This is a genomic window from Streptomyces sp. NPDC039465, assembly GCF_055639315.1.
This window is the reverse complement of record NZ_JBVKAP010000001.1, coordinates 609,866-629,324: the sequence shown is the minus strand read 5'-3', so window position 1 is coordinate 629,324 and position 19,459 is coordinate 609,866. Positions and strand designations below refer to the sequence as shown.

Below are 19,459 nucleotides of genomic sequence, written 5' to 3'. Positions count from 1 at the left end.
CACCGCACCTCTCAGCGGGCCATAACGGGACAGACCCACCACGATGGAGGGTGCAGTTGAAGGCCAGGCCAGCGAAGGGGATGTCCATGGCGCAGGAAGTACGCACCCCGGCCGCCGGACCGGTGCCGGGCGAGGGCCGTAGCCACCGCTCCGTGCTGGTCGCCATCGGGGCGCTGCTGCTCGGCATGCTGCTCGCGGCCCTCGATCAGACCATCGTCTCCACCGCCCTGCCGACCATCGTCAGCGAACTCGGCGGCATGGACCATCTGTCCTGGGTGGTCACCGCCTACATGCTCGCCTCCACCGCCGCGACGCCGCTGTGGGGCAAGCTCGGCGACCAGTACGGCCGCAAGAAACTCTTCCAGGCCGCCATCGTCATCTTCCTCATCGGCTCGGCACTCTGCGGCATCGCCCAGAACATGCCGCAGCTCATCGCCTTCCGCGCCGTCCAGGGCCTGGGCGGCGGCGGTCTCATGGTGCTGTCGATGGCGATCGTCGGCGATCTCGTCTCACCGCGCGAACGCGGAAAGTACCAAGGGCTGTTCGGCGCGGTCTTCGGCGCCACCAGCGTCCTCGGGCCGCTGCTCGGCGGGCTGTTCACCGAGCACCTCTCCTGGCGCTGGGTCTTCTACATCAATCTGCCCATCGGGGTCGTCGCGCTCTTCGTCATCGCCGCCGTCCTGCACATTCCGGCGCACGGCACCCGGCACCGCATCGACTACCTCGGTACGTTCCTCATCGCCTCCGTCGCCACCTGCCTGGTCCTGGTCGCCTCGCTCGGCGGCACCACCTGGGCCTGGGACTCGGCCCAGATCATCGCCCTCGCCGTCCTCGGAGCCGTACTCCTCGTCGTCTTCGTCCTCGTCGAGCGGCGCGCGGCCGAACCCGTCCTGCCGCTGAAGCTGTTCCGGAGCCGCACCTTCACCCTCGTCTCCGTCATCAGTTTCGTCGTCGGCTTCGCCATGTTCGGCGCGATGACCTATCTGCCGACGTTCCTCCAGGTCGTCCAGGGCGTCAGCCCCACGATGTCCGGGGTGCACATGCTGCCGATGGTGCTCGGCCTGCTCCTCACCTCCACCGGCTCCGGGCAGATCGTCTCCCGTACCGGCCGCTGGAAGGTCTTCCCCATCGTCGGCACCGGCGTCACCGCGTTCGGACTCCTCCTGCTCCACCAGCTCCACGAGACCAGCTCCACCTGGGAGATGAGCCTGTACTTCTTCGTCTTCGGCGCCGGGCTCGGTCTGGTGATGCAGGTTCTCGTCCTGGTCGCGCAGAACGCCGTGCCGTACGAGGACCTCGGCGTCGCCACTTCCGGAGCCACCTTCTTCCGCTCCATCGGCGCCTCCTTCGGTGTCGCCGTCTTCGGCACCCTCTTCACCAGCCGCCTCACGGACAAACTGGAGTCCGCGCTCGCCGGGCAGCAGGTGCCGCCGGGCGCCGGCGCCGACCAGCTCGCCGCCGACCCGCGCGCGATCGCCCAACTCCCGCCCGGACTGCGCCCCTCGGTGCTGAACGCGTACGCGACCGCCATCACGGACGTCTTCCTGTACGCCTCACCCGTCGTCCTGGTCGCGTTCCTGGTGGCCTGGTTCCTGCACGAGGACAGGCTGCGCGGCTCGGTCACCGCGCCCGACCCCACCCAGACCCTCGCCAGCAACCCCGTCGAGCGCTCCTCGTACGAGGAGTGCGCCCGCGCCCTGTCGGTCCTCGGCTCACGGGAGGGCCGCAAGGCCGTCTACGAGAAGATCACCCGCCGCGCCGGTCTCGACCTGTTGCCCGCCGCGAGCTGGCTGCTGCTGCGGATCAGACGCCAGGGCACGGTCGAACCGGCCCGGCTCGCCGAGCAGACGTCCGTACCGCTGCGTGCCGTCACCGAGGCGTCGCGGCAGGTCGAGGAACGCCGCCTCGCGCGCCGCGAAGGGCTCCAGCTGATGCTGACCGACGAGGGTGTGGAGGTCGCGACACGGCTGGCGAAGGCCCGCGAGGAGTCCCTCGCCGAGCTGCTCGGCGACTGGTGGAGCCCCGACCGGCCGACGGATCTCGTCAAGCTCGTGGAGGAGCTGACGGCGGAGCTGAGCGGATCGGACGACGAACGCCCCTACGGCCCGCCGCCGCCCCGCGACCACCACGCCTGACAGCCGCCCCGCGACCACCACGCCTGACAGCCGCCCCGCGACCACCACGCCTGACAGCCGCCCCGCGACCACCACGCCTGACGGCCGCCCCCGCGATCACCACGCCTGACGGCCGCCCCCGCGATCACCACGCCTGACGGCCGCCCCCGCGATCACCACGCCTGACGGCCCGGGTCGGCCGCTCGCTCACGCCGCGGCGGTGAGTTCCTTGCCGTACCAGACGTCCATGTACGGACCCTCGCAGTACGCGGGGATCTCCGCGTAGCCGTGCCGGGTGTAGAGCGTCCGTGCCTCGATGAGGTCGAGCCGGGTGTTGAGGACCATGCGGCGGGCGCCGAGGCCCCGGGCCGCGTCCTCCAGCGCCCCGAGCAACAGCCCCGCGCCGCCGGTGCCACGGAAGGCGGGGCGGACGAACACGCGCGTCAGCTCGGCCCGTTCCGCGTCGAGCAGCAGCACACCCCCGCAGGCTGCCGGCGATCCGTCGTACCGCCCGACGAGGAACTCACCTGTGGGCGGGGCGAGTTCCTCCACGCCGTCGCCGGTGAGCCCCTCGTCGATCTCCGCGCCGGTCGCGGGGCGCCGCCAGTAGCGGCTCGCCACCTCGTCGTAGTAGTCACGGCGAAGGGCGGTCGCGTCGGCGGTGTCGTACCGCTCCGGGCTGATGATCCACTGCATGCGGGCATTGTGACCGGGCCGGGCCCGGCCACGCCCGTCAATTCTTCGGGCCGGCCTGCTGCACGACCTCGAAGGACCACAGCGTCGACGCGGACGCGGCCGGCTTGGGCCGCTCCCCGCCCTCACCCCCGGGGCCACCCTGGCCGCCACCCTGGCCACCGCCCTGGTGGGCCGCCTTCATCGGACCCTCCATCCACGCCTGGAAGTCCTCCTCGCTGCGCCACCGGGTGTAGACGAGGTACTGGTCGGTGCCCTCCACCGGCCGCAGCAGCTCGAACCACTCGAACCCGTCGGACCCCTCCACGGCCCCCGCCCGCGAGGCGAACCGCTTCTCCAGGACCGCACGCTGCTCTTCCGGCACGGTCAGGACATTGATCTTCACGACGCTGGGCACATGACACCTCTCACCGAACGGACGGGCCCACCTGGGCCCCTGTGCCAGCAGTCTCTTACATCAGGCGGTCGAAACGGCGTGAGGTCCGTTTGAGTTTCCGCCCCCACCTGATCCGTAGCAGTAGGAGCGGGGTCATGGACGCCGCGGAGGCTCGACCGAGAGGAACACTTCGCATGGGTACGATCACCAACGGCCGCACCAGCAAGCCGTACGAGAACAGCAACGCCCGCGGGCTCGACTGGCGCAAGGCGAGCCGGACGGACCTGGATCCCATCCTCAAGGACTGCGTGATTCTGGCCGTGGCACCCGCCGCGAAGGATCATCCGCACCCGCACGTCCCGGACGGGACGCGCATGGTGGCGTTGTCGGACGACAAGGACCCCGACAGTCCGGTGCTCCTCTTCACCCGCGCCGAACTCACGAAGTTCATCGAAGGCGTCAAGGACGGGGAGTTCGACGACTTCCTGGCCACAGACGAGGAGATGGACGCCGCCTCTCTGGTGGCTGTGGGCTGATGCCGAGAGATCGCAGCCGCCTCCGCGACCCCCGGGGCCATGGCGAGGCGCCGTTCAGACCGCCGGCGCCCGGTGTCGTCGGGCCCGGAGGGTCAGGGCCGTCGCGAGCGCCGCCACTGCCACACCCGTGACGGTGAGCAGCCACGCCGGGACGCCGCCGACCTTCAGGAGCCGGTCGCGGTAGATGGCGCGGCGGTAGGGGGTGTCCTCGGCGGTCGCCGTCAGTTCGTGGTCGCCGTTGATCTGGGACGGGTCGGGGAAGTGCTGGTCGACGGCGGTCAGGAAGGCCGGTTGCCCGCCGGTCAGGGCGGCGAGCGGGCCATCCGGTTCGACGGTCCCGGCGAACGTCACCTCCGGCGCCGCGCCGCCGATGCCGCTCTTCGGCTCCATCCGGTGCGCGGCGAGGACGTACAGGCCGAGCGACTGCGGGGTCCGGGCCAGGCGGGAGAGGCGCATCGGGTAGATCAGGCGGTCGCTGGCGAAGCGGATCTTCAGCGGGTCGAGGGTGCCGCCGAGCGTCTCGCCCTGTTCCTTGGGGGCGAGGCGGACGGCGACGTACTCCCACTTCTGCTCGACGTACGGCGTCACCTCGGCGGCGAGCCGGTCCGGCAGTTCGAAGCCGTTCGCCTTCAGCCAGCCGCGCAGTGCGTCCGGGTCGGTGGCGGTGAGCCGGGCGACGTCGAAGGCGCCGAGCCGCTCCCGGCCGACCACACCGACCGGGGGCGCCGCGGCCATGGGCGGGGCGCCCGCCGAGGCGCCGTCCGTGTTCCCCGCGAAGGGCAGGTCACGCCAGCGCGGCCAGAAGTAGTGGCGGGTCCGCAGCTCGGGCCGGGTCCGCCGGGCGAGGTCGCTGAAGAGGCGGTGGTCGCCGAGCTCGACGGTGGCCCGGCTGGGTACGGGCATGATCCAGGCCGCCCGCGGCGCGTTCCCGTCGACGGTGAAGCGCATGACGATCTGTTCCGTACGGCCGTCCCAGTGGACCACGGACGTCTCACGGTCGACGCCGAACCGCGTCGACGGGTCGGTGACCATCGCGCCGCAGCCGCAGGCGTACGCCGGGCTGATCAGCGACCCGAGCTGCATGGCGAGCAGCACGAACACCAGTGTCAGGATTCTCTGTTTCCCCCGCATGACGGCTCAGACGACGGGGAGGAAGATCCGGTTCCGGGCGGTGGCGAAACGGAGTCGCGGGAGGCGAGGGCGGGGCGTGGGGGTGAGGAGCCCCCGCCTCCCGAGCAGGGGAAGCGCTCCAGCGGTACGGGCCGGAGCTGGTCGGCGCGGATCAGCGAGAGCCGGCCGGATCAGCCGGGGACCCGGACGCGGAGCTCCTTGATGCCGTTGAGCCAGGCTGCGCGCAGCCGGCGTGGGCCGCCGACCGCCTCCAGGTCGGGCAGCGCGTCGGCGAGCGCGTTGAAGATGAGGTCGATCTCCTGGATGGCGAGGGACTTGCCGAGGCAGAAGTGCGGGCCGCCGCCGCCGAAGCCGAGGTGCGGGTTGGGGTCGCGGGTGATGTCGAAGACCTCGGGGTTCTCGAAGACCTCGGGGTCGTGGTTGGCGGAGGAGTAGAACAGCCCCACCCGGTCGCCCTTCTTGATCTTCTGTCCGCCGAGTTCGGTGTCCTGGGTGGCCGTGCGCTGGAAGGAGACGACGGGCGTGGCCCAGCGGACGATCTCCTCGGCGGCGGTGGCGGGGCGCTCGCGCTTGTACCGCTCCCATGCATCGGGGTGGGTGAGGAAGGCGTGCATGCCGTGGCTGATGGCGTTGCGGGTGGTCTCGTTGCCCGCGACGGCGAGCAGCAGGACGAAGAATCCGAACTCGTCTGAGTTGAGGTTGCCTTCGCCCTCGGCCGCGACGAGCTGGCTCACGATGTCGTGGGCGGGGCACTCCTTGCGGGCGGCGGCCATGTTCATCGAGTAGCCGATGAGTTCCATGGCGGCGTCGGCGCCGACCTCTTCGGTGATCGCGTACTCGGGGTCGTCGTACGCGATCATCTTGTTCGACCAGTCGAAGATACGGGCCCGGTCCTCCTGGGGGACGCCGATGAGTTCGGCGATGGCCTGGAGGGGGAGTTCGACGGCGACCTGGGTGACGAAGTCGAAGGAGCCGTCGGCGGCGGTGTGTTCGCGCGCCTCCTCGACGATGCGCCGGGCGCGGTCGCGCAAGGCGGTTTCCAGACTCCGTATCGCCCTCGGTGTGAAGCCGCGCTGGACGATCTGACGGACCCGGGTGTGCTCGGGCGGGTCCATGTTGAGCATGATCAGCCGCTGGACCTCGATCTGTTCGCGGGTGATGTGCTCGTTGAAGCGGATGACGGCCGTGTTGGCGGTGGAGGAGAAGAGCTCCGGGTGCGTGGAGACGTACTTGACGTCCGCGTGCCGGGTGACGGCCCAGTACCCCTCGTCGTCGAAGCCCGTGATGCCGCGCGGCTGAGCGCACCACCACACCGGAGCGGTCTGCCGCAGTTGAGCGAACTCCGGGAAGGGTATGCGGCTCTGGAGCAGATCGGGGTCGGTGAAGTCGAACCCGTCGGGGAGCGCGGGACAGGGCATCGGCGTCTCCAGTGTCTGACGGACCATCAGAAGGTGTCCGAAAGGTAGTAACGAGTTCTACAAGTGGCAAGGGTCGCAACCGGAAGTGTTGCGCGCGGAATGGCTTGTAGGGACGTGCACAACCCTTGCGTACCGCGGGTAGCACTCATAAGACTGCACTCAGAACTAGAACGCGTACTAGTTCACCGCGCGCGGGCGCCGGGACGCCCCCGCCGGTGTGCGAGGAGAGGACGAGCCCATGGCCGCGGAACCCGTCATCGTCGAAGCCGTACGCACCCCCATCGGCAAGCGCCACGGCGCGCTCGCCAACCTCCACCCCGCCTACCTCCTGGGCGAGACCTACCGAGAACTCCTCGGCCGGACCGCCATCCAGCCCGACTGCGTCGAGCAGATCGTCGGCGGCACGGTCACGCACGCCGGCGAGCAGTCCATGAACCCGGCGCGCAACGCCTGGCTCGCCATGGGACTGCCGTACGAGACCGCCGCGACGACCGTCGACTGCCAGTGCGGCTCCTCGCAGCAGGCCAGTCACATGGTCGCCAACATGATCTCCTCCGGGGTCGTCGACATCGGCATCAGCTGCGGTGTCGAGGCGATGTCCCGGGTGCCGCTGGGCTCCGGCTCCAAGCACGGCCCCGGAAAGCCCTGGCCGGACGAGTGGAACGTCGACCTGCCCAACCAGTTCGAGGCCGCCGAGCGGATCGCCCGCCGCCGCGGCCTGACCCGGGAGCGGGTCGACGACCTCGGGCTGCTCTCCCAGGAGCGGGCCGCCGCCGCCTGGGGCGAGGAGCGGTTCAAGCGGGAGACGTTCGCCGTCCAGGTCCCCACGACCGAGGAGGAGCAGGCCGCCGGACAGGGCATGTGGCGCCTGGTCGACCGGGACGAAGGGCTGCGCGACACGTCGATGGAGGCGCTGGCGGGGCTGAAGCCGGTCATGCCGACCGCCGTGCACACCGCCGGCAACTCCTCGCAGATCTCCGACGGCGCCGCCGCCCTCATGTGGGCGTCCAAGCGGATGGCCCGCGCCCTCAAGCTGAAACCGCGGGCCAGGATCGTCGCCCAGGCCCTCGTCGGCGCCGATCCGCACTTCCATCTGGACGGGCCGATCGACGCGACCCGGGCCGTGCTCGGCAAGGCCGGGATGTCCCTGAGGGACATCGATCTCGTTGAGATCAACGAAGCGTTCGCCTCGGTGGTGCTGAGCTGGGCGCAGGTCTTCGAGCGGGACCTGGACGGGCTCACGAAGGTCAACGTCAACGGCGGCGCGATCGCGCTCGGCCATCCGGTCGGCGCGACCGGGGCCCGCCTCATCACCACGGCCCTGCATGAACTGGAGCGCAGTGACAAGGAGTTCGCGCTGATCACGATGTGCGCGGGCGGGGCGCTGGCGACCGGCACGATCATCCAGCGGCTGTGACCCGGCTCACGCGCGGCCCGGTGGCCCGGTGGCCCGGCCGCGACGCCACGCACGTGACCAAGCCCCGGGTATGACGAAGCCCTGGTGGGCGACCTTCGCGGTCACCCACCAGGGCGTGGCGTCACATGCGGCGGCTTAGTACCAGCCGTTGGCCTGCCAGAAGGACCAGGCGGCGTTCGGGCTGCCGTAGCGGTCGTTCATGTAGTCCAGACCCCACTTGATCTGAGTGGCGGGGTTGGTCTTCCAGTCGGAACCGGCGGTGGCCATCTTGGAGGCCGGCAGGGCCTGGACCAGGCCGTAGGCGCCGCTGGAGGGGTTGGTGGCAGTGTGCTTCCAGTGCGACTCGTGCTCAACGATCTTGCTGAACGAGGCGAACTGGTCGGCCGGGACGATCTTCCGGGCGATCTCCTGCGGAGTCGCGGCCGAAGCCGGCGCGGTCGTGCCGAGCACCGCTCCCGAGGCGCCCAGCAGCACGGCTGCGGTGACGGCGACGGACTTCTTGCGGGTGGTGACACGAGCGGCGAGCGAGCGGAACACAGATCGACCTAACGTCGGGGACATTTGCTGTCGCCAGGCAAGCCGGAACCACACCAGGGGGTGGGGGAGTTGGCTGCCGGCACCACGCTGCGGCGGTGCCCGGCGACGTCATCCAGACAAGCAGGGCCGGAAGCCCGATGCAACGACCCCTCTTACTAGCCCGCATCGCATCCCCGGCAAAGATCCCAAGCCGGGCATATCGCGCATATGTGCAGGTCGCGTGCGAATTCCACGGCCCTCAGAACCCCCTAGAAGATCTACTACTCAAGCTAGGAGAGGACTAAGGTCCTGTGGGGCGCCTCACCGTACCGGGACCCTCGGATGTGACCTGGGTCTCCAGGCCCGGGCCCTCAAATGTGACCTGGGCCTCGAAGTTGGCCCTCCTGGTGGCCCTTCGGAGCGCCTTCAACAGCGTCCCGCCGACGGTCAGCGTCAGTACGACGGTCAGCGTCGCGCGCCCCAGATCCCAGCCCATCGAGGTCGCCAGGCAGTACGCCACGAACCGGGCCAGGTTCTCGTGGAGCGGATCGCCCGGCTGGAAGGCGATGCCCGTACCGATGCCCTGGAGCAGCACCCAGCCCTGCAGGTTCATGACCGTGCCGTACGCGAACGCCGCCACGGCCCCGTACCCCGCGAGCATCAGCAGCTCCCCCCGGCCGCGCAGCCGCTCCGGGCCCGGCAGCAGCCCCGCACCCATCGTGAACCACGCCATCGACAGCATCTGGAACGGCATCCACGGCCCGACCCCGCCCGTGAGCAGCGCGGACGCGAACATCGTCACCGCGCCAAGCACGAAGCCGAAGCCAGGCCCCAGCACCCGGCCGCTCAGCACCATCAGGAAGAACATCGGCTCCAGACCGGCCGTCCCCGCGCCCAGCGGCCGTAGGGCCGCGCCGACGGCGGCGAGCACGCCCAGCATCGCCACGGCCTTCGCGTCCATGCCCGCGTCGGCGATCGTGGCCACCACGACGCCGACCAGGAGCGGCAGCAGCGCCGCGAACAGCCACGGGGCGTCGGCGGCGTGATTCGTGACCGCGCTGTCACCGTCCGCGAGCAGCGGCCAGCCGAACGCGACCACCCCGATCGTGGTGATCAGCGCGAGCGCGGCGGCCGAGCGCGGCCCGAGGCGCAGCGGCCGGGCACCGCTCTGCGCGTGCGGCGTGTTCCGCGTGTTCATCGGAGGGCCTCCCGGACCTGTCCGACGGTGAGCCACGGCCCCGGCGCGAGGACCTTCGCCACCTGCGGCGCGAAGGCCGGCGAGGACGTGACGACCTCCGCCGCCGGGCCGTCCGCGACGATCTCCCCGTCGGCCAGGATCACCACCCGGTGGGCCAGCTCGGCGGCGAGCTCCACGTCGTGCGTGGCGAGGACGATGCCGTGCCCCTCGGCGGCGAGCCGGGTCAGGATCCGCACCAGCCGGGCCTTGGCGGCGTAGTCCAGACCACGGGTCGGCTCGTCGAGCAGCAGCAGCGCGGGGCGGCCGGTGAGGACGACGGCGAGCGCCAGCGTCAGCCGCTGCCCCTCGGACAGGTCCCGGGGGTGTGTGTCGTCCGCCACACCCGGCACCAGCTCCGACACCAGGGCCCGGCAGGTCCCCGGCGGGGCGCCCGCGTCGGCGTCGGCGGCGGCGCACTCGGCGGCCACGGTGTCCGCGTACAGCAGATCCCGCGGCTCCTGCGGTACGAGCCCCACCTCGCGGATCAGCTCCCGCGGTGCGGTCCGGTGCGGCACGCGGCCCCCGACGAGGAGGGTGCCGGAGGTGGGCGCGAGCGTGCCGACGAGCGCGTTGAGCAGCGTCGACTTCCCGGAGCCGTTACGCCCCATGAGCGCGACGGTCTCACCGGCCCGGACGCGCAGGTCCACCCGCCGGAGCGCCTCGACGCGCCCACGACGGACCCCGAGGCCGTCGGCCTCGACGAGCTGGTCGGACACGGGGACGGGGGCGGGCGCGTCGGCGCCGCGTCGCCAGAACCGGGAGATTCCCCCACCCCGCCCCTTCCCGAAGCCCCGGCTCTTCAGCCCCGCCGGCGTTTGAGGCGCGGGGGTCTGGGGGCGGAGCCCCCTCGCGGGGGCAGGCGTCGGCGTGCGGTCCTCCAGGCGTGACCGCAGGTCGCCCGCGCGCCGCCGGGCGTCGCGCACCGTCAGGGGCAGCGGCGACCAGCCCGCCAGCCGGCCCAGGTCCACCACCGGCGGGTACACCGGCGAGAGCGCCATGATCTCGGCCGGTGGGCCCATGACCCCCTCCGGCAGCAGGACCACGCGGTCCGCGTACTGCACCACCCGTTCCAGGCGGTGCTCCGCCATCAGGACCGTCGTGCCCAGGTCGTGCACCAGTCGCTGGAGCACCGCGAGGACGTCCTCCGCCGCCGCCGGGTCGAGCGCCGACGTCGGCTCGTCGAGGACGAGGACCTTCGGGTGCGGGGTCAGCACGGAACCGATCGCGACCCGCTGCTGCTGCCCGCCCGAGAGCGTCGCGATCGGCCGGTCGCGGAGCTCCGCGAGGCCCAGCAGGTCGAGCGTCTCCTCCACCCGGCGCCGCATCACCTCCGGCGCGAGCCCCAGCGACTCCATCCCGTACGCGAGCTCGTCCTCCACCGTGTCCGTGACGAAGTGGGCCGGCGGGTCCTGGCCGACCGTCCCCACGACGTCCGCCAGCTCCCGCGGCTTGTGCAGACGCGTGTCGCGGCCGTCGACCGTCACCCGGCCCCGCAGCGTCCCGCCCGTGAAGTGCGGCACCAGCCCCGACACCGCCCCGAGCAGCGTCGACTTGCCGACCCCCGACGGGCCGACCAGCAGCACCAGCTCCCCCTCCGGCACCTCCAGGTCCACGGCCGCCAGCGTCGGGCCCGACGCGCCTGTGTACGTCACCGAGACGTTCTCGAACCGGATCACGACGACTCCTTCGGCACCGGGGCCACGAACGCGGGCACCAGGCCCACGAGTACGGAAAGCGCCGGCCACAACGGCAGCTGCGGCGCCGTCAGCGGGACGACCCCAGGGTGCAGAGCCCCCGGGGCGTACGCCGCCGCCCAGATCATCAACGCGGCCACGGCCACCCCGGACCCGGCCACCAGCCAGGCCCGTACGCCCCACCGGTCGGGCCGGTAGCGGGTACGGACCGACCTGCGCCCGCCCAGGGAAAGACCGGCCGCCGCCGCCACCAGACCGGCCACGAGCACCGGAAGCCCGTACCCCGCTCCGGCCGCGGCCAGCAGCCCGTACGAACCGGCGCACACCCCCAGCAGCCCGCCCAGCGTCAGCACGTTGGTCGTACGCCGCACCGCCGCCGGGACCTCGGCCGTCCGGCCGTACCCCCGCGCGTCCATCGACGCGGCCACCGCGATCGACCGCTCCAGAGCGCCTTCCAGTACCGGCAGCCCGATCTGGAGCACCGCCTTCACCCCGCCCGTCGGCCGCCCGCGCAGCCGCCGCGCCGTCCGCAGCCGCACCACGTCCGCGACCATGTTCGGCGCGAACGTCATCGCCACCACGACCGCGACCCCGGCCTCGTACAACGCCCCGGGCAGGGACTTCAGCAGCCGCGCCGGATTGGCGAGCGCGTTCGCCGCGCCCACACAGATCAGCAGGGTCGCCAGCTTCGCGCCGTCGTACAGCGCGAACACCAGCTGCTCGGCGGTGAACCGGCCCCCGATCCGCACCCCTTGCACCCAGTCGGGCAGCGGCAGCTCCGGCACGGTGAACAGCACGTGCGTCCCCGGGATCGGCGAGCCGAGCACCACCGTGAAGACGAGCCGGACCGCGACCACGAACAGCCCCAGCTTCACGAACGCCCCGTACGAGCGGGCCCACGGCGCGTCCGTGCGCCGCGCCGCCACCACATATCCCGCCACACCCACGAGCAGCCCGAGCAGCAGCGGATTGGTGGTCCGGGACGCGGCGGTCGCAAGACCCAGCGCCCACAGCCACCAGGCCCCGGCGTGCAGGGCGTTGCTCCTGTTCGCCTCCGGGGCGCGCAGCGGGCGGAGCGTCGTCCGGGACGGTGCCGGGAACGCCATCAGCGCTGTCGGCGCCGACGGGCCTGCCACAGCGCCCCGCCCGCGAGCGCGGCCACGGCCGCGATCCCCGCGTACGCACCGACCGACGGCCCGCCGTCGCCCTCACCGCCATCGGCCGAGGCGGCGGGCGTCGAGGCCGCCGGGGCGGGCCGGGACTTCTCCGTCACCTGCTCGCCGCAGCCCGTCCGCGGATATCCGGCGATCCCGCACAGCAGGGCCTGGTTGTTGTAGCGCAGCGGCTTGGCGACGGCCGCCAGCGCCTCCGCGGCGGTCGCCCCGGGCGCCACCTGCGCGCAGCCGGTCCGCCGCTCGGGCGGCGTCCCGCCCTTCGGTGCGTCGGCCGGGGTGCCGAAGTCGACGACGACGCCGACCCGCTTCATGCCGTCCTTGGCCGGCACCGCGGCACACAGGGCGGCGAAGTCGGGGGCGGTCCGCGGCCGGGCCGAGTCGTCGGAGTCCTCGCTGACGGAGAAGCGGTAGCCGGTGACGTCACCGTCCGCCGGGCGGGCGGTGGCCGGGCCCTGCGTCGCGTACGTCCACGTATCGCCCGCGCCGCCCTGCCAGAACGACCAGTAGCGGTACCCGGCGGCCTGCGCGGGCCCGGCGCCGAGCCCGGTCAGCACGGCGCCCAGGGCCAGCGCCGACAGGAGCCGGCGCGACGCACCGGTCACAGCTGCTTCCCCTTGCGGCGGCCGCTGAGCAGGAAGCCGATGCCGACACCGGCGACCAGGCCGATGCCGACGATCCACCACACGTTGAAGCCCTCGTCCTCGGCGGTGTCGGGGCTGCCGGTGGGGGCCTGCGGCGCGGGCCCGGTGGCGTTCAGCTGCTCGACGAGGTCGGCGCCGCCGAAGTCGCGGAGGTTGGCGCCCATGGCGTGCGCGGCGAAGACCAGCTGGGCGTAGGCGGCGGGGCCGTTCTCCTTCGCCCAGGCCGGGGAGTTCTTCTCCAGCCAGCTCAGCGCGGGCATGGCCTGGGGGCCGTGCCCGGCGGCGGCGAGGGCGACCACGGCGTCGGCGGTGTTGCCGAAGTCGGGCTTCGGCGCGGGGTCGGTGGCGCCGGGCATCGGCGGCTGGTCGAGGTGGCCGGTCTTCGCGAGCGCGGTGGCGAGATAGGAGGCGCCGTTGCGGGCGACCCGCTCGGGGGCGCGCTCGTCCATGTCCTCGCAGGTGGGCTTCTGGTCCGGCTTCACACCACGGGTGTTCATCGGCTTGCCGAGCCCGGCGAGGGTGGCGGCGGCGGTGGCGTCGCCGTTGGCGAAGAGCTTGCCGGTCTTGTCGGGCTGGTAGGCGAAGGCGCCCGGGCCGTCCTTGTCGGCGCACGGCTTGGCGAAGGTGAGCAGCGCGTCGTACGGGCTCTTGCCGGCCGCGGACTTCACGGCGCCTGGCTGCTGGCCGAGGGCGGCGAGGGCGCTGATGACGAGCGCGGTGGAGTTGGCGTCGCTGGGGCTGCCGGGGTTGTAGCCCCAGCCGCCGTCCTTGTTCTGCACGCCCTTGAGCCAGCCCGCTCCCGCGGCGACGGCCGCGCTGACCGGGTGCACGGCCGGGCTCGGGCCGGCGGATGCCGCGGTGGCGGCGGCGGTCGCGGTCGCCGGGCTCCGCTCGATGCCGTTCAGCGCCTGGACGGCGACGGCGGTGGCGTTGACGTCCAGCATCGTGGACGGGTCGCAGGTCTTGGCCGGGTCGGGGCGGTACGAGGCGAAGGCGCCGCTGCCGCACTGCTGGCCGAGCAGCCAGTCCACGGACACCTGGGCGGGCTTCACCCCGGCCGTCTGTTGGGCCATGAACGCGAGGGACTGCCGCCAGACTCCGTCGTACGTCGGGTCCTTCGTGCCGTACAGACCGGCCGGGAGCGTCGGCGTGGGGGAGGGAGAGGGCGCGGCGGTCGCGGCGGGGGCGACGGCTCCGACGGCACCGGCGCACAGCAGTGCGGTGGCGACGAGCGTGGCGGCGCTGCGGCGGACGGTGGTCATGGCGGTGCTGGCCTCTCCTGCGGGGGCCGGGGCACCGGCACACGGAGGCACCAGGCTCCGGCTCCGTGAACCTCGACGGTGCCTGCCCACCGGGCGGATCCCGGTGGACGCGAGCCGGTCACGTACCCGTGCGGGGCATTCCGACTCACCGTCCTGTTCGACCGGTCGACCTGTCGATCTGTAGACGAACGGCTCACGGCTGCGGGGTCAGTGCCGGATTTGCACCGGCTTCCCCCCGTACGGGCAAGATGACGACTCGCACACTCTACCGGCCCGTACTCCGCCAGGACCGGCCCGTACCGCCGGGCCTGGCGCCGGGTCACACCGCGGGCCGGCTCACACCGCCACGTACGTCACCGGGTCGCTCCCGGCCACCGCCTCCGCCCGCCCCAGCCTCACCAGCCGCCGCAGATGCGCCTCCGCCTCGCTGACCGCGATGTTGCGGGAGCCGTACGGGATCTGCTCCCAGGGCCGGTTCCACTCCATCCGCTCGGCGAGCTGCCACGGCGTCAGCGGCGCCGCGAGCAGCCCGAGCAGCCCGGTGAGCCGCTCCTCGTGGTGGCCGAGCAGCTCCCGGACCCGGCCGGCCGCGTCGGTGAAGGCGTGCTGGTGCGCGGGCAGCACCTCCGCCACGCCGAGCCGCCCGATCCGCTCCAGCGAGGCGAGGTAGTCCCCGAGCGGATCGGTGACGGTCGCGCCGTCCGGGTCCTCGTACAGGCCGATGTGCGGGGTGATGCCGGGCAGCAGATGGTCGCCGGAGAAGAGCCGCCCCCGGCCGGGCAGCCCGGCCGGATGCTCCTCCTCCAGATGCAGGCACACATGGCCGGGCGTGTGCCCGGGCGTCCAGACGGCGCGCAGCCGGCGCCCGGCGAGGGAGAGCAGCTCCCCGGGGACGATCTCCCGGTCCGGCAGGGCGGACCGCAGCCCCGGCAGGGTCCGCGTCCGTCCCGAGGCCCGCGCCGCGTGCAGGGGAGCGGTGTGCTCCTCGGGGGCTCCGGCGGCGGCCAGTTTGTGCGCCAGGTAGTCGAGCCAGCTGCCGGGGTCGGCCTCGCGGGTCCGGCGGACGACGGCGGCGTCGGCGGCGTGCATGGCGATCCACGCCCCCGAGGCCTCCCGCACCTGGCCGGAGAGCCCGTGGTGGTCGGGGTGGTGGTGGGTGATCACGACACCGTGGATCTCGGCCGCGGAGGTCCCGAGCGCGGTGAGCCCCCGGGTGAGTTCGTCCCAGGAGGCCGGATCGTCCCACCCGGTGTCGACGAGGACCGGCCCGCGGTCGGTGTCGAGGAGATGGACCAGGGTGTGACCCAGTGGATTGTCCGGAATGGGCACCTTGATCGACCAGACGCCTCCGCCGTGCTCGATCACCTGGCTCATGGGCCCTCATCTCTCCGCGACGGCACGGCGCTTGCTCAGCCATTGCCCACTATAACTAGAACTGGTATCAGTTCTGATACTCAGTCAGATACATCGTCAGACACATCGCGGGTTCCGGGAGGCAGTCGGTCATGACCGAGCTTGTGGAGCACGGAAAGCTGTTCATCGGCGGGGAGTTGACCGATCCGCTCGGCGGCGACGTCATCGAGGTGATCTCCCCGCACACCGAACAGGTCATCGGCCGCGTCCCGCACGCCTCCACCGCCGACGTCGACCGCGCCGTCGCCGCCGCCCGGGCCGCCTTCGACCGCGGGCCCTGGCCACGGATGACCCTGGACGAGCGGATCGCCGTCGTCACCCGCATCAAGGACGCGGTCCTCGTACGCCACGAGGAGATCGCCCGGCTCGTCAGCTCCCAGAACGGCTCCCCGTACTCCTGGAGCGTCCTCGCCCAGGCCCTCGGCGCGATGATGGTCTGGGACGCGGCGATCACCGTCGCCCGTGACTACCCCTACGAGGCCGAACGCGCCGGCGTCCTCGGGCCGATCCTGGTGCGCCGCGAGCCGGTCGGGGTGGTCGCCGCCGTCGTGCCCTGGAACGTGCCGCAGTTCACCGCAGCCGCCAAGCTCGGCCCCGCGCTGCTCGCCGGCTGCACGGTCGTTCTCAAGCCCTCGCCCGAGTCGCCGCTCGACTCCTACGTCCTCGGCGAGATCGCGCGGGAGGCCGGGCTGCCCGAAGGCGTCCTGTCGATCCTGCCCGCCGACCGCGAGGTCAGCGAGTACCTCGTCGGCCACCCCGGCATCGACAAGGTCTCCTTCACCGGCTCGGTCGCCGCGGGCCGGCGGGTCATGGAGGTGGCCTCCCGCAACCTCACCCGCGTCACCCTCGAGCTCGGCGGCAAGTCCGCCGCCGTCATCCTGCCGGACGCCGACCTGGACACCGCCGTCGCCGGGATCGTTCCCGCCGCCTGGATGAACAACGGCCAGGCCTGCGTCGCCCAGACCCGCATCCTCGCCCCCCGCGCCCGCTACGACGAGATCGCCGAGGCCCTCGCCGCGGCCGCCGGAGCCCTCGTCGTCGGCGACCCGCTCGACCCGGCCACCCAGGTCGGCCCGCTCGTCGCCCGGCGCCAGCAGGAACGCTCCCTCGACTACATCCGCATCGGCCAGGAGGAGGGCGCCAAAATCCTCGCCGGCGGCGGCCGCCCGGCCGGCCTGGACCGCGGCTGGTACGTGGAACCCACCCTCTTCGGCGGCGTCGACAACACCATGCGCATCGCCCGCGAGGAGATCTTCGGACCGGTCATCTGCCTCCTGCCGTACGGCGACGAGGACGAGGCCCTGCGGATCGCCAACGACTCCGACTACGGCCTCAGCGGCAGCGTCTGGACCTCCGACGTCGATCACGGCATCGACTTCGGCCGCCAGGTCCGCACCGGCACGTTCAACGTCAACACCTTCAGCCTCGACATGCTCGGCCCGTTCGGCGGCTACAAGAACTCCGGCCTGGGGCGGGAGTTCGGCCCCGAGGGATTCGGCGAGTACCTGGAGCACAAGATGATCCACCTGCCGGCCGGGTACGGAGGTGCGTGATGGGAGACCGCTGGCACGTCGAGGTCGACCGGAGCGTCTGCATCGGCTCGGCCATGTGCGTGAACCACGCCCCGGACGCCTTCACCCTCGACACCGCCCGCCAGTCCCACCCCCGCCACCCGGACTCCGACGCCAACGAGAAGGTCCTCGCGGCGGCGGAGGGCTGCCCGGTCGAGGCCATCATGATCACCTTGCTGGGCAGCGGCGAACAGGTCTTCCCGCCCGAGGAGTAGGAGGCCCGGGCCCCGTGCGACACTCCTGCGGCACCGCCGGGCGAACCGTGCCCGGCGGTCGTCGAACAGGGGTGGGAAACGATCACGCGCAGGACAGCGACGACGCGGGCGGCCGTGACCGCCGCGGCCGCGGCCATGGTGCTCGGTGCCGCGGGTTGCGGCGCGGGGCCGCAGGGTGGTGCGTCCGCCGCTCCGTCGGCCTTGGCACGGCCCGAGGACTCCGGGCCGTTCACCAAGGACCGGGTGCGTGCGGACCTCGACACGTCGGCCGCGGACGCCGGGGCTCCGCCCACCGACCCGGACTGGGCCGAAATGGCCGCGAAGGCCCCCGCCGGCTCGAAGCGGGCATGCTGGGTCGAATACCGGGGCTACGGCACGGAGGCCGACCCGATCGACCTCCGCCAGTACGAGGCGGCGACCGGCGAACTGCGCGAGCGAGGCTGGCAGCAGACCAAGGCCGACGGCAAGACGGCCGGTCAGGCGCGGTCGCTCCTCAAGAAGCGCGGCTGGACCCTGGTGGCGGAGTTCCGGGACACCGGTGGGACGGGCCAGCTCAACCTGATGGCATTCGAGGACGCCTGTATGGAGCGGTACCGCGTCGGCGCGAGCGCGAACGCCGGCGCGGGTCCGCTCGGCTGACCGCCCCACCCTCACGTCGCCCGCCCCGAGTAGGAGCGGTGAGCCCCATTTCCACGTGCAAAACTAGGCCCCGTGAAAACGGGGGCAAGAGGCCTTCGTACGTGCGTATTTGGGAGTGTTGTGCGCAAGGCGAAGTGGGCGGCCGCGGCTGCCGGTGTGGTGCTGCTGGTCGCGGGGTGCGGCGGCGAAGGCGGTTCGGGCAAGGGTGGGGCCACCGGCGCGCCGTCCTCGGGGGCCTCGGCTCCGGCCAAGGAGAACGGCGGCAGCCTGGACGCCGCCGCCGTCAAGAAGGAGATCGCGGACGCGGCCACCGCCGCCGGCTTCACCGAGAAGCCCGGCGACGACGTCCCGCCCACGCTCAAGAACTGCATGGTCTCCTGGTCGCCCGAGACCAAGCAGGCCGCCGACCCGAAGAAGTCGTACGAGGACACCGTCGCGGCCCTCGCCAAGGGCGGCTGGGCACAGGGGCGGGCCTTCGAGCAGGGCCCGGCCACCATCAAGTCCCTGGACAAGAGCGGCTGGACCGTGAAGGCCAACTACTCCGGCGCGCCGGTCGGTACGAAGCAGGCCTTCGTCATCGTCCACTTCGTCGCCACCGACAACGGCCCCGAGTGCGAGAAGCTCTTCGCCGAGGACCTCGCGAAGAACAAGAAGTCCTGACGGACCGCTCAGCGGCGTCCGCGGCCCTTCGGGGACGCGGCCGCCGCCCCCGGCGCCGTCAGGTCGATCAGCCGGCACACCGTCTCGATGTCGATCTTCACCTGCGCGATCGACGCCCGCCCCGACAGCCAGGTGATCAGCGCCGAGTGCCAGGTGTGCTCGATGACCCGGACCGCCGACAGCTGCTGCGGCGTCGGATGGTCGAGCCCCATCGCGTCCAGGATGATCGCCGTCGTCTGCCGCGAGACGGTGTCCACCTCCGGGCTCACGCTCCGGTCCGCGAAGGTCAGCGCCCTGACCATCGCGTCCGCCAGATGCGGCTCACGCTGCAACGCCCGGAACGCCCGCATCAGGGTCTCCGCCACCCGCTCCGCCGGGTCCTCCGCCGCCGGGGGCCGCTTGCGGAGCGTGGAGTGCATATGGTCCAGCTGATCCTGCATCGTGGCGACCAGCAGATGGATCTTGGACGGGAAGTAGCGGTACAGCGTGCCCAGCGCGACCCCCGCCGCCTCCGCGACCTCGCGCATCTGCACGGCGTCGAACCCACCCCGCCCGGCCAGCTGCGCACTGGCGTGCAGGATGCGGCGGCGACGCGCCTCCTGGCGCTCTGTCAGGGGAGGTGACGCAGGTCTGTCTTCCGCTGTCATAGGTCCCGTTCCGTGGGGTTTGGCTCGCGACAGTATGGCTCAGGATGGCCGGGCACCCGCCGTGGCGCGAATCACCTGATCCGGCTCTTACGCAGGCGCTACCT

General features: G+C 72.3%; 19 protein-coding genes and 1 riboswitch. Of the genes, 7 read left to right on the top strand and 12 right to left on the bottom strand.

Annotated elements, in window-relative coordinates; all coding sequences use genetic code 11:
• The first annotated feature begins 86 nt into the window (after positions 1 to 86).
• Positions 87 to 2,135, top strand: a complete 2,049-nt coding sequence (locus ACZ7LT_RS02930) for an MDR family MFS transporter (protein ID WP_471233315.1) — start codon at positions 87 to 89, stop codon at positions 2,133 to 2,135.
• Positions 2,136 to 2,321: 186 nt separating this feature from the next.
• Here ACZ7LT_RS02930 and ACZ7LT_RS02925 read toward each other — a convergent pair whose 3' ends face one another.
• Together ACZ7LT_RS02925 and ACZ7LT_RS02920 are read right to left on the bottom strand one after the other, a co-directional pair.
• Positions 2,322 to 2,810: a GNAT family N-acetyltransferase gene (locus tag ACZ7LT_RS02925; protein WP_471233309.1), complete on the bottom strand. Its 489-nt coding sequence runs from the start codon at positions 2,808 to 2,810 to the stop codon at positions 2,322 to 2,324.
• Positions 2,811 to 2,847: 37 nt separating this feature from the next.
• Positions 2,848 to 3,204, bottom strand: coding sequence for an antibiotic biosynthesis monooxygenase family protein (locus tag ACZ7LT_RS02920; protein WP_471233305.1), 357 nt, complete (start codon positions 3,202 to 3,204; stop codon positions 2,848 to 2,850).
• A 173-nt stretch (positions 3,205 to 3,377) separates the two neighbouring features.
• On the opposite strand from ACZ7LT_RS02920, the gene ACZ7LT_RS02915 reads away from it, so the two are divergent.
• On the top strand, positions 3,378 to 3,719 hold the full coding sequence (locus ACZ7LT_RS02915) for a DUF397 domain-containing protein (protein WP_471233300.1): 342 nt from the start codon (positions 3,378 to 3,380) through the stop codon (positions 3,717 to 3,719).
• A gap of 54 nt (positions 3,720 to 3,773) precedes the next feature.
• Here ACZ7LT_RS02915 and ACZ7LT_RS02910 read toward each other — a convergent pair whose 3' ends face one another.
• On the bottom strand, positions 3,774 to 4,850 hold the full coding sequence (locus tag ACZ7LT_RS02910; protein ID WP_471233296.1) for a DUF2330 domain-containing protein: 1,077 nt from the start codon (positions 4,848 to 4,850) through the stop codon (positions 3,774 to 3,776).
• Between the two features lie 170 nt (positions 4,851 to 5,020).
• Positions 5,021 to 6,268 (bottom strand): cytochrome P450, encoded by a 1,248-nt coding sequence (locus tag ACZ7LT_RS02905; RefSeq protein ID WP_471234773.1) that lies wholly within the window; start codon positions 6,266 to 6,268, stop codon positions 5,021 to 5,023.
• A gap of 238 nt (positions 6,269 to 6,506) precedes the next feature.
• On the opposite strand from ACZ7LT_RS02905, the gene ACZ7LT_RS02900 reads away from it, so the two are divergent.
• Positions 6,507 to 7,685, top strand: a complete 1,179-nt coding sequence (locus ACZ7LT_RS02900) for a steroid 3-ketoacyl-CoA thiolase (protein ID WP_471233291.1) — start codon at positions 6,507 to 6,509, stop codon at positions 7,683 to 7,685.
• Positions 7,686 to 7,820: 135 nt separating this feature from the next.
• Here ACZ7LT_RS02900 and ACZ7LT_RS02895 read toward each other — a convergent pair whose 3' ends face one another.
• The 7 genes from ACZ7LT_RS02895 to ACZ7LT_RS02865 form a co-directional block, all read right to left on the bottom strand.
• Positions 7,821 to 8,246: an aggregation-promoting factor C-terminal-like domain-containing protein gene (locus ACZ7LT_RS02895; protein WP_471233287.1), complete on the bottom strand. Its 426-nt coding sequence runs from the start codon at positions 8,244 to 8,246 to the stop codon at positions 7,821 to 7,823.
• 256 nt (positions 8,247 to 8,502) lie between these two features.
• Entirely contained in the window at positions 8,503 to 9,399 is an 897-nt protein-coding gene (locus tag ACZ7LT_RS02890; protein WP_471233283.1) for an ECF transporter S component, read from the bottom strand.
• Positions 9,396 to 11,114 (bottom strand): ABC transporter ATP-binding protein, encoded by a 1,719-nt coding sequence (locus ACZ7LT_RS02885; protein WP_471233279.1) that lies wholly within the window; start codon positions 11,112 to 11,114, stop codon positions 9,396 to 9,398. The genes ACZ7LT_RS02890 and ACZ7LT_RS02885 overlap by 4 nt, the downstream gene beginning before the upstream one ends.
• Positions 11,111 to 12,238 carry an energy-coupling factor transporter transmembrane component T gene (locus ACZ7LT_RS02880; protein WP_471233275.1) on the bottom strand — a complete coding sequence of 376 codons (1,128 nt, stop codon included), beginning with the start codon at positions 12,236 to 12,238 and terminating at the stop codon, positions 11,111 to 11,113. The genes ACZ7LT_RS02885 and ACZ7LT_RS02880 overlap by 4 nt, the downstream gene beginning before the upstream one ends.
• The gene (locus ACZ7LT_RS02875; protein ID WP_471233273.1) at positions 12,238 to 12,909 is read right to left on the bottom strand and encodes an SCO2322 family protein; all 672 of its coding nucleotides are present in this window, start codon (positions 12,907 to 12,909) and stop codon (positions 12,238 to 12,240) included. Before ACZ7LT_RS02875 ends, ACZ7LT_RS02880 begins: the two co-directional genes overlap by 1 nt.
• Complete coding sequence (locus ACZ7LT_RS02870) at positions 12,906 to 14,210, bottom strand: prenyltransferase/squalene oxidase repeat-containing protein (RefSeq protein WP_471233270.1); 1,305 nt, start codon at positions 14,208 to 14,210, stop codon at positions 12,906 to 12,908. Before ACZ7LT_RS02870 ends, ACZ7LT_RS02875 begins: the two co-directional genes overlap by 4 nt.
• A 133-nt stretch (positions 14,211 to 14,343) precedes the next feature.
• A riboswitch (cobalamin riboswitch) is annotated at positions 14,344 to 14,445 on the bottom strand.
• A gap of 101 nt (positions 14,446 to 14,546) precedes the next feature.
• Complete coding sequence (locus ACZ7LT_RS02865) at positions 14,547 to 15,584, bottom strand: MBL fold metallo-hydrolase (RefSeq protein WP_471233268.1); 1,038 nt, start codon at positions 15,582 to 15,584, stop codon at positions 14,547 to 14,549.
• A gap of 131 nt (positions 15,585 to 15,715) precedes the next feature.
• On the opposite strand from ACZ7LT_RS02865, the gene ACZ7LT_RS02860 reads away from it, so the two are divergent.
• The 4 genes from ACZ7LT_RS02860 to ACZ7LT_RS02845 all read left to right on the top strand — a co-directional run bounded on the left by ACZ7LT_RS02860 (position 15,716) and on the right by ACZ7LT_RS02845 (position 18,708).
• Complete coding sequence (locus tag ACZ7LT_RS02860) at positions 15,716 to 17,176, top strand: aldehyde dehydrogenase (protein ID WP_471233265.1); 1,461 nt, start codon at positions 15,716 to 15,718, stop codon at positions 17,174 to 17,176.
• The gene (locus ACZ7LT_RS02855) at positions 17,176 to 17,409 is read left to right on the top strand and encodes a ferredoxin (RefSeq protein WP_471233262.1); all 234 of its coding nucleotides are present in this window, start codon (positions 17,176 to 17,178) and stop codon (positions 17,407 to 17,409) included. Before ACZ7LT_RS02860 ends, ACZ7LT_RS02855 begins: the two co-directional genes overlap by 1 nt.
• A gap of 114 nt (positions 17,410 to 17,523) precedes the next feature.
• Positions 17,524 to 18,048, top strand: a complete 525-nt coding sequence (locus tag ACZ7LT_RS02850) for a hypothetical protein (protein ID WP_471233259.1) — start codon at positions 17,524 to 17,526, stop codon at positions 18,046 to 18,048.
• 120 nt (positions 18,049 to 18,168) lie between these two features.
• Complete coding sequence (locus tag ACZ7LT_RS02845) at positions 18,169 to 18,708, top strand: hypothetical protein (RefSeq protein WP_471233257.1); 540 nt, start codon at positions 18,169 to 18,171, stop codon at positions 18,706 to 18,708.
• Positions 18,709 to 18,716: 8 nt separating this feature from the next.
• On the opposite strand, the gene ACZ7LT_RS02840 is transcribed toward ACZ7LT_RS02845, so the two are convergent.
• Positions 18,717 to 19,355, bottom strand: coding sequence for a TetR family transcriptional regulator (locus ACZ7LT_RS02840; protein WP_471233255.1), 639 nt, complete (start codon positions 19,353 to 19,355; stop codon positions 18,717 to 18,719).
• Positions 19,356 to 19,459: the final 104 nt, after the last annotated feature.

Excerpts from the sequence above, each read along its gene's own strand:
- ACZ7LT_RS02855 (WP_471233262.1), top strand. The coding sequence starts at position 17,176 with ATGGGAGACCGCTGGCACGTCGAGGTCGACCGGAGCGTCTGCATCGGC.
- ACZ7LT_RS02895 (WP_471233287.1), bottom strand. The coding sequence starts at position 8,246 with ATGTCCCCGACGTTAGGTCGATCTGTGTTCCGCTCGCTCGCCGCTCGT.
- ACZ7LT_RS02930 (WP_471233315.1), top strand. The coding sequence starts at position 87 with ATGGCGCAGGAAGTACGCACCCCGGCCGCCGGACCGGTGCCGGGCGAG.
- ACZ7LT_RS02915 (WP_471233300.1), top strand. The coding sequence starts at position 3,378 with ATGGGTACGATCACCAACGGCCGCACCAGCAAGCCGTACGAGAACAGC.
- ACZ7LT_RS02840 (WP_471233255.1), bottom strand. The coding sequence starts at position 19,355 with ATGACAGCGGAAGACAGACCTGCGTCACCTCCCCTGACAGAGCGCCAG.
- ACZ7LT_RS02860 (WP_471233265.1), top strand. The coding sequence starts at position 15,716 with ATGACCGAGCTTGTGGAGCACGGAAAGCTGTTCATCGGCGGGGAGTTG.
- ACZ7LT_RS02870 (WP_471233270.1), bottom strand. The coding sequence starts at position 14,210 with ATGACCACCGTCCGCCGCAGCGCCGCCACGCTCGTCGCCACCGCACTG.
- ACZ7LT_RS02880 (WP_471233275.1), bottom strand. The coding sequence starts at position 12,238 with ATGGCGTTCCCGGCACCGTCCCGGACGACGCTCCGCCCGCTGCGCGCC.
- ACZ7LT_RS02865 (WP_471233268.1), bottom strand. The coding sequence starts at position 15,584 with ATGAGCCAGGTGATCGAGCACGGCGGAGGCGTCTGGTCGATCAAGGTG.
- ACZ7LT_RS02900 (WP_471233291.1), top strand. The coding sequence starts at position 6,507 with ATGGCCGCGGAACCCGTCATCGTCGAAGCCGTACGCACCCCCATCGGC.
- ACZ7LT_RS02890 (WP_471233283.1), bottom strand. The coding sequence starts at position 9,399 with ATGAACACGCGGAACACGCCGCACGCGCAGAGCGGTGCCCGGCCGCTG.
- ACZ7LT_RS02925 (WP_471233309.1), bottom strand. The coding sequence starts at position 2,810 with ATGCAGTGGATCATCAGCCCGGAGCGGTACGACACCGCCGACGCGACC.
- ACZ7LT_RS02910 (WP_471233296.1), bottom strand. The coding sequence starts at position 4,850 with ATGCGGGGGAAACAGAGAATCCTGACACTGGTGTTCGTGCTGCTCGCC.
- ACZ7LT_RS02905 (WP_471234773.1), bottom strand. The coding sequence starts at position 6,268 with ATGCCCTGTCCCGCGCTCCCCGACGGGTTCGACTTCACCGACCCCGAT.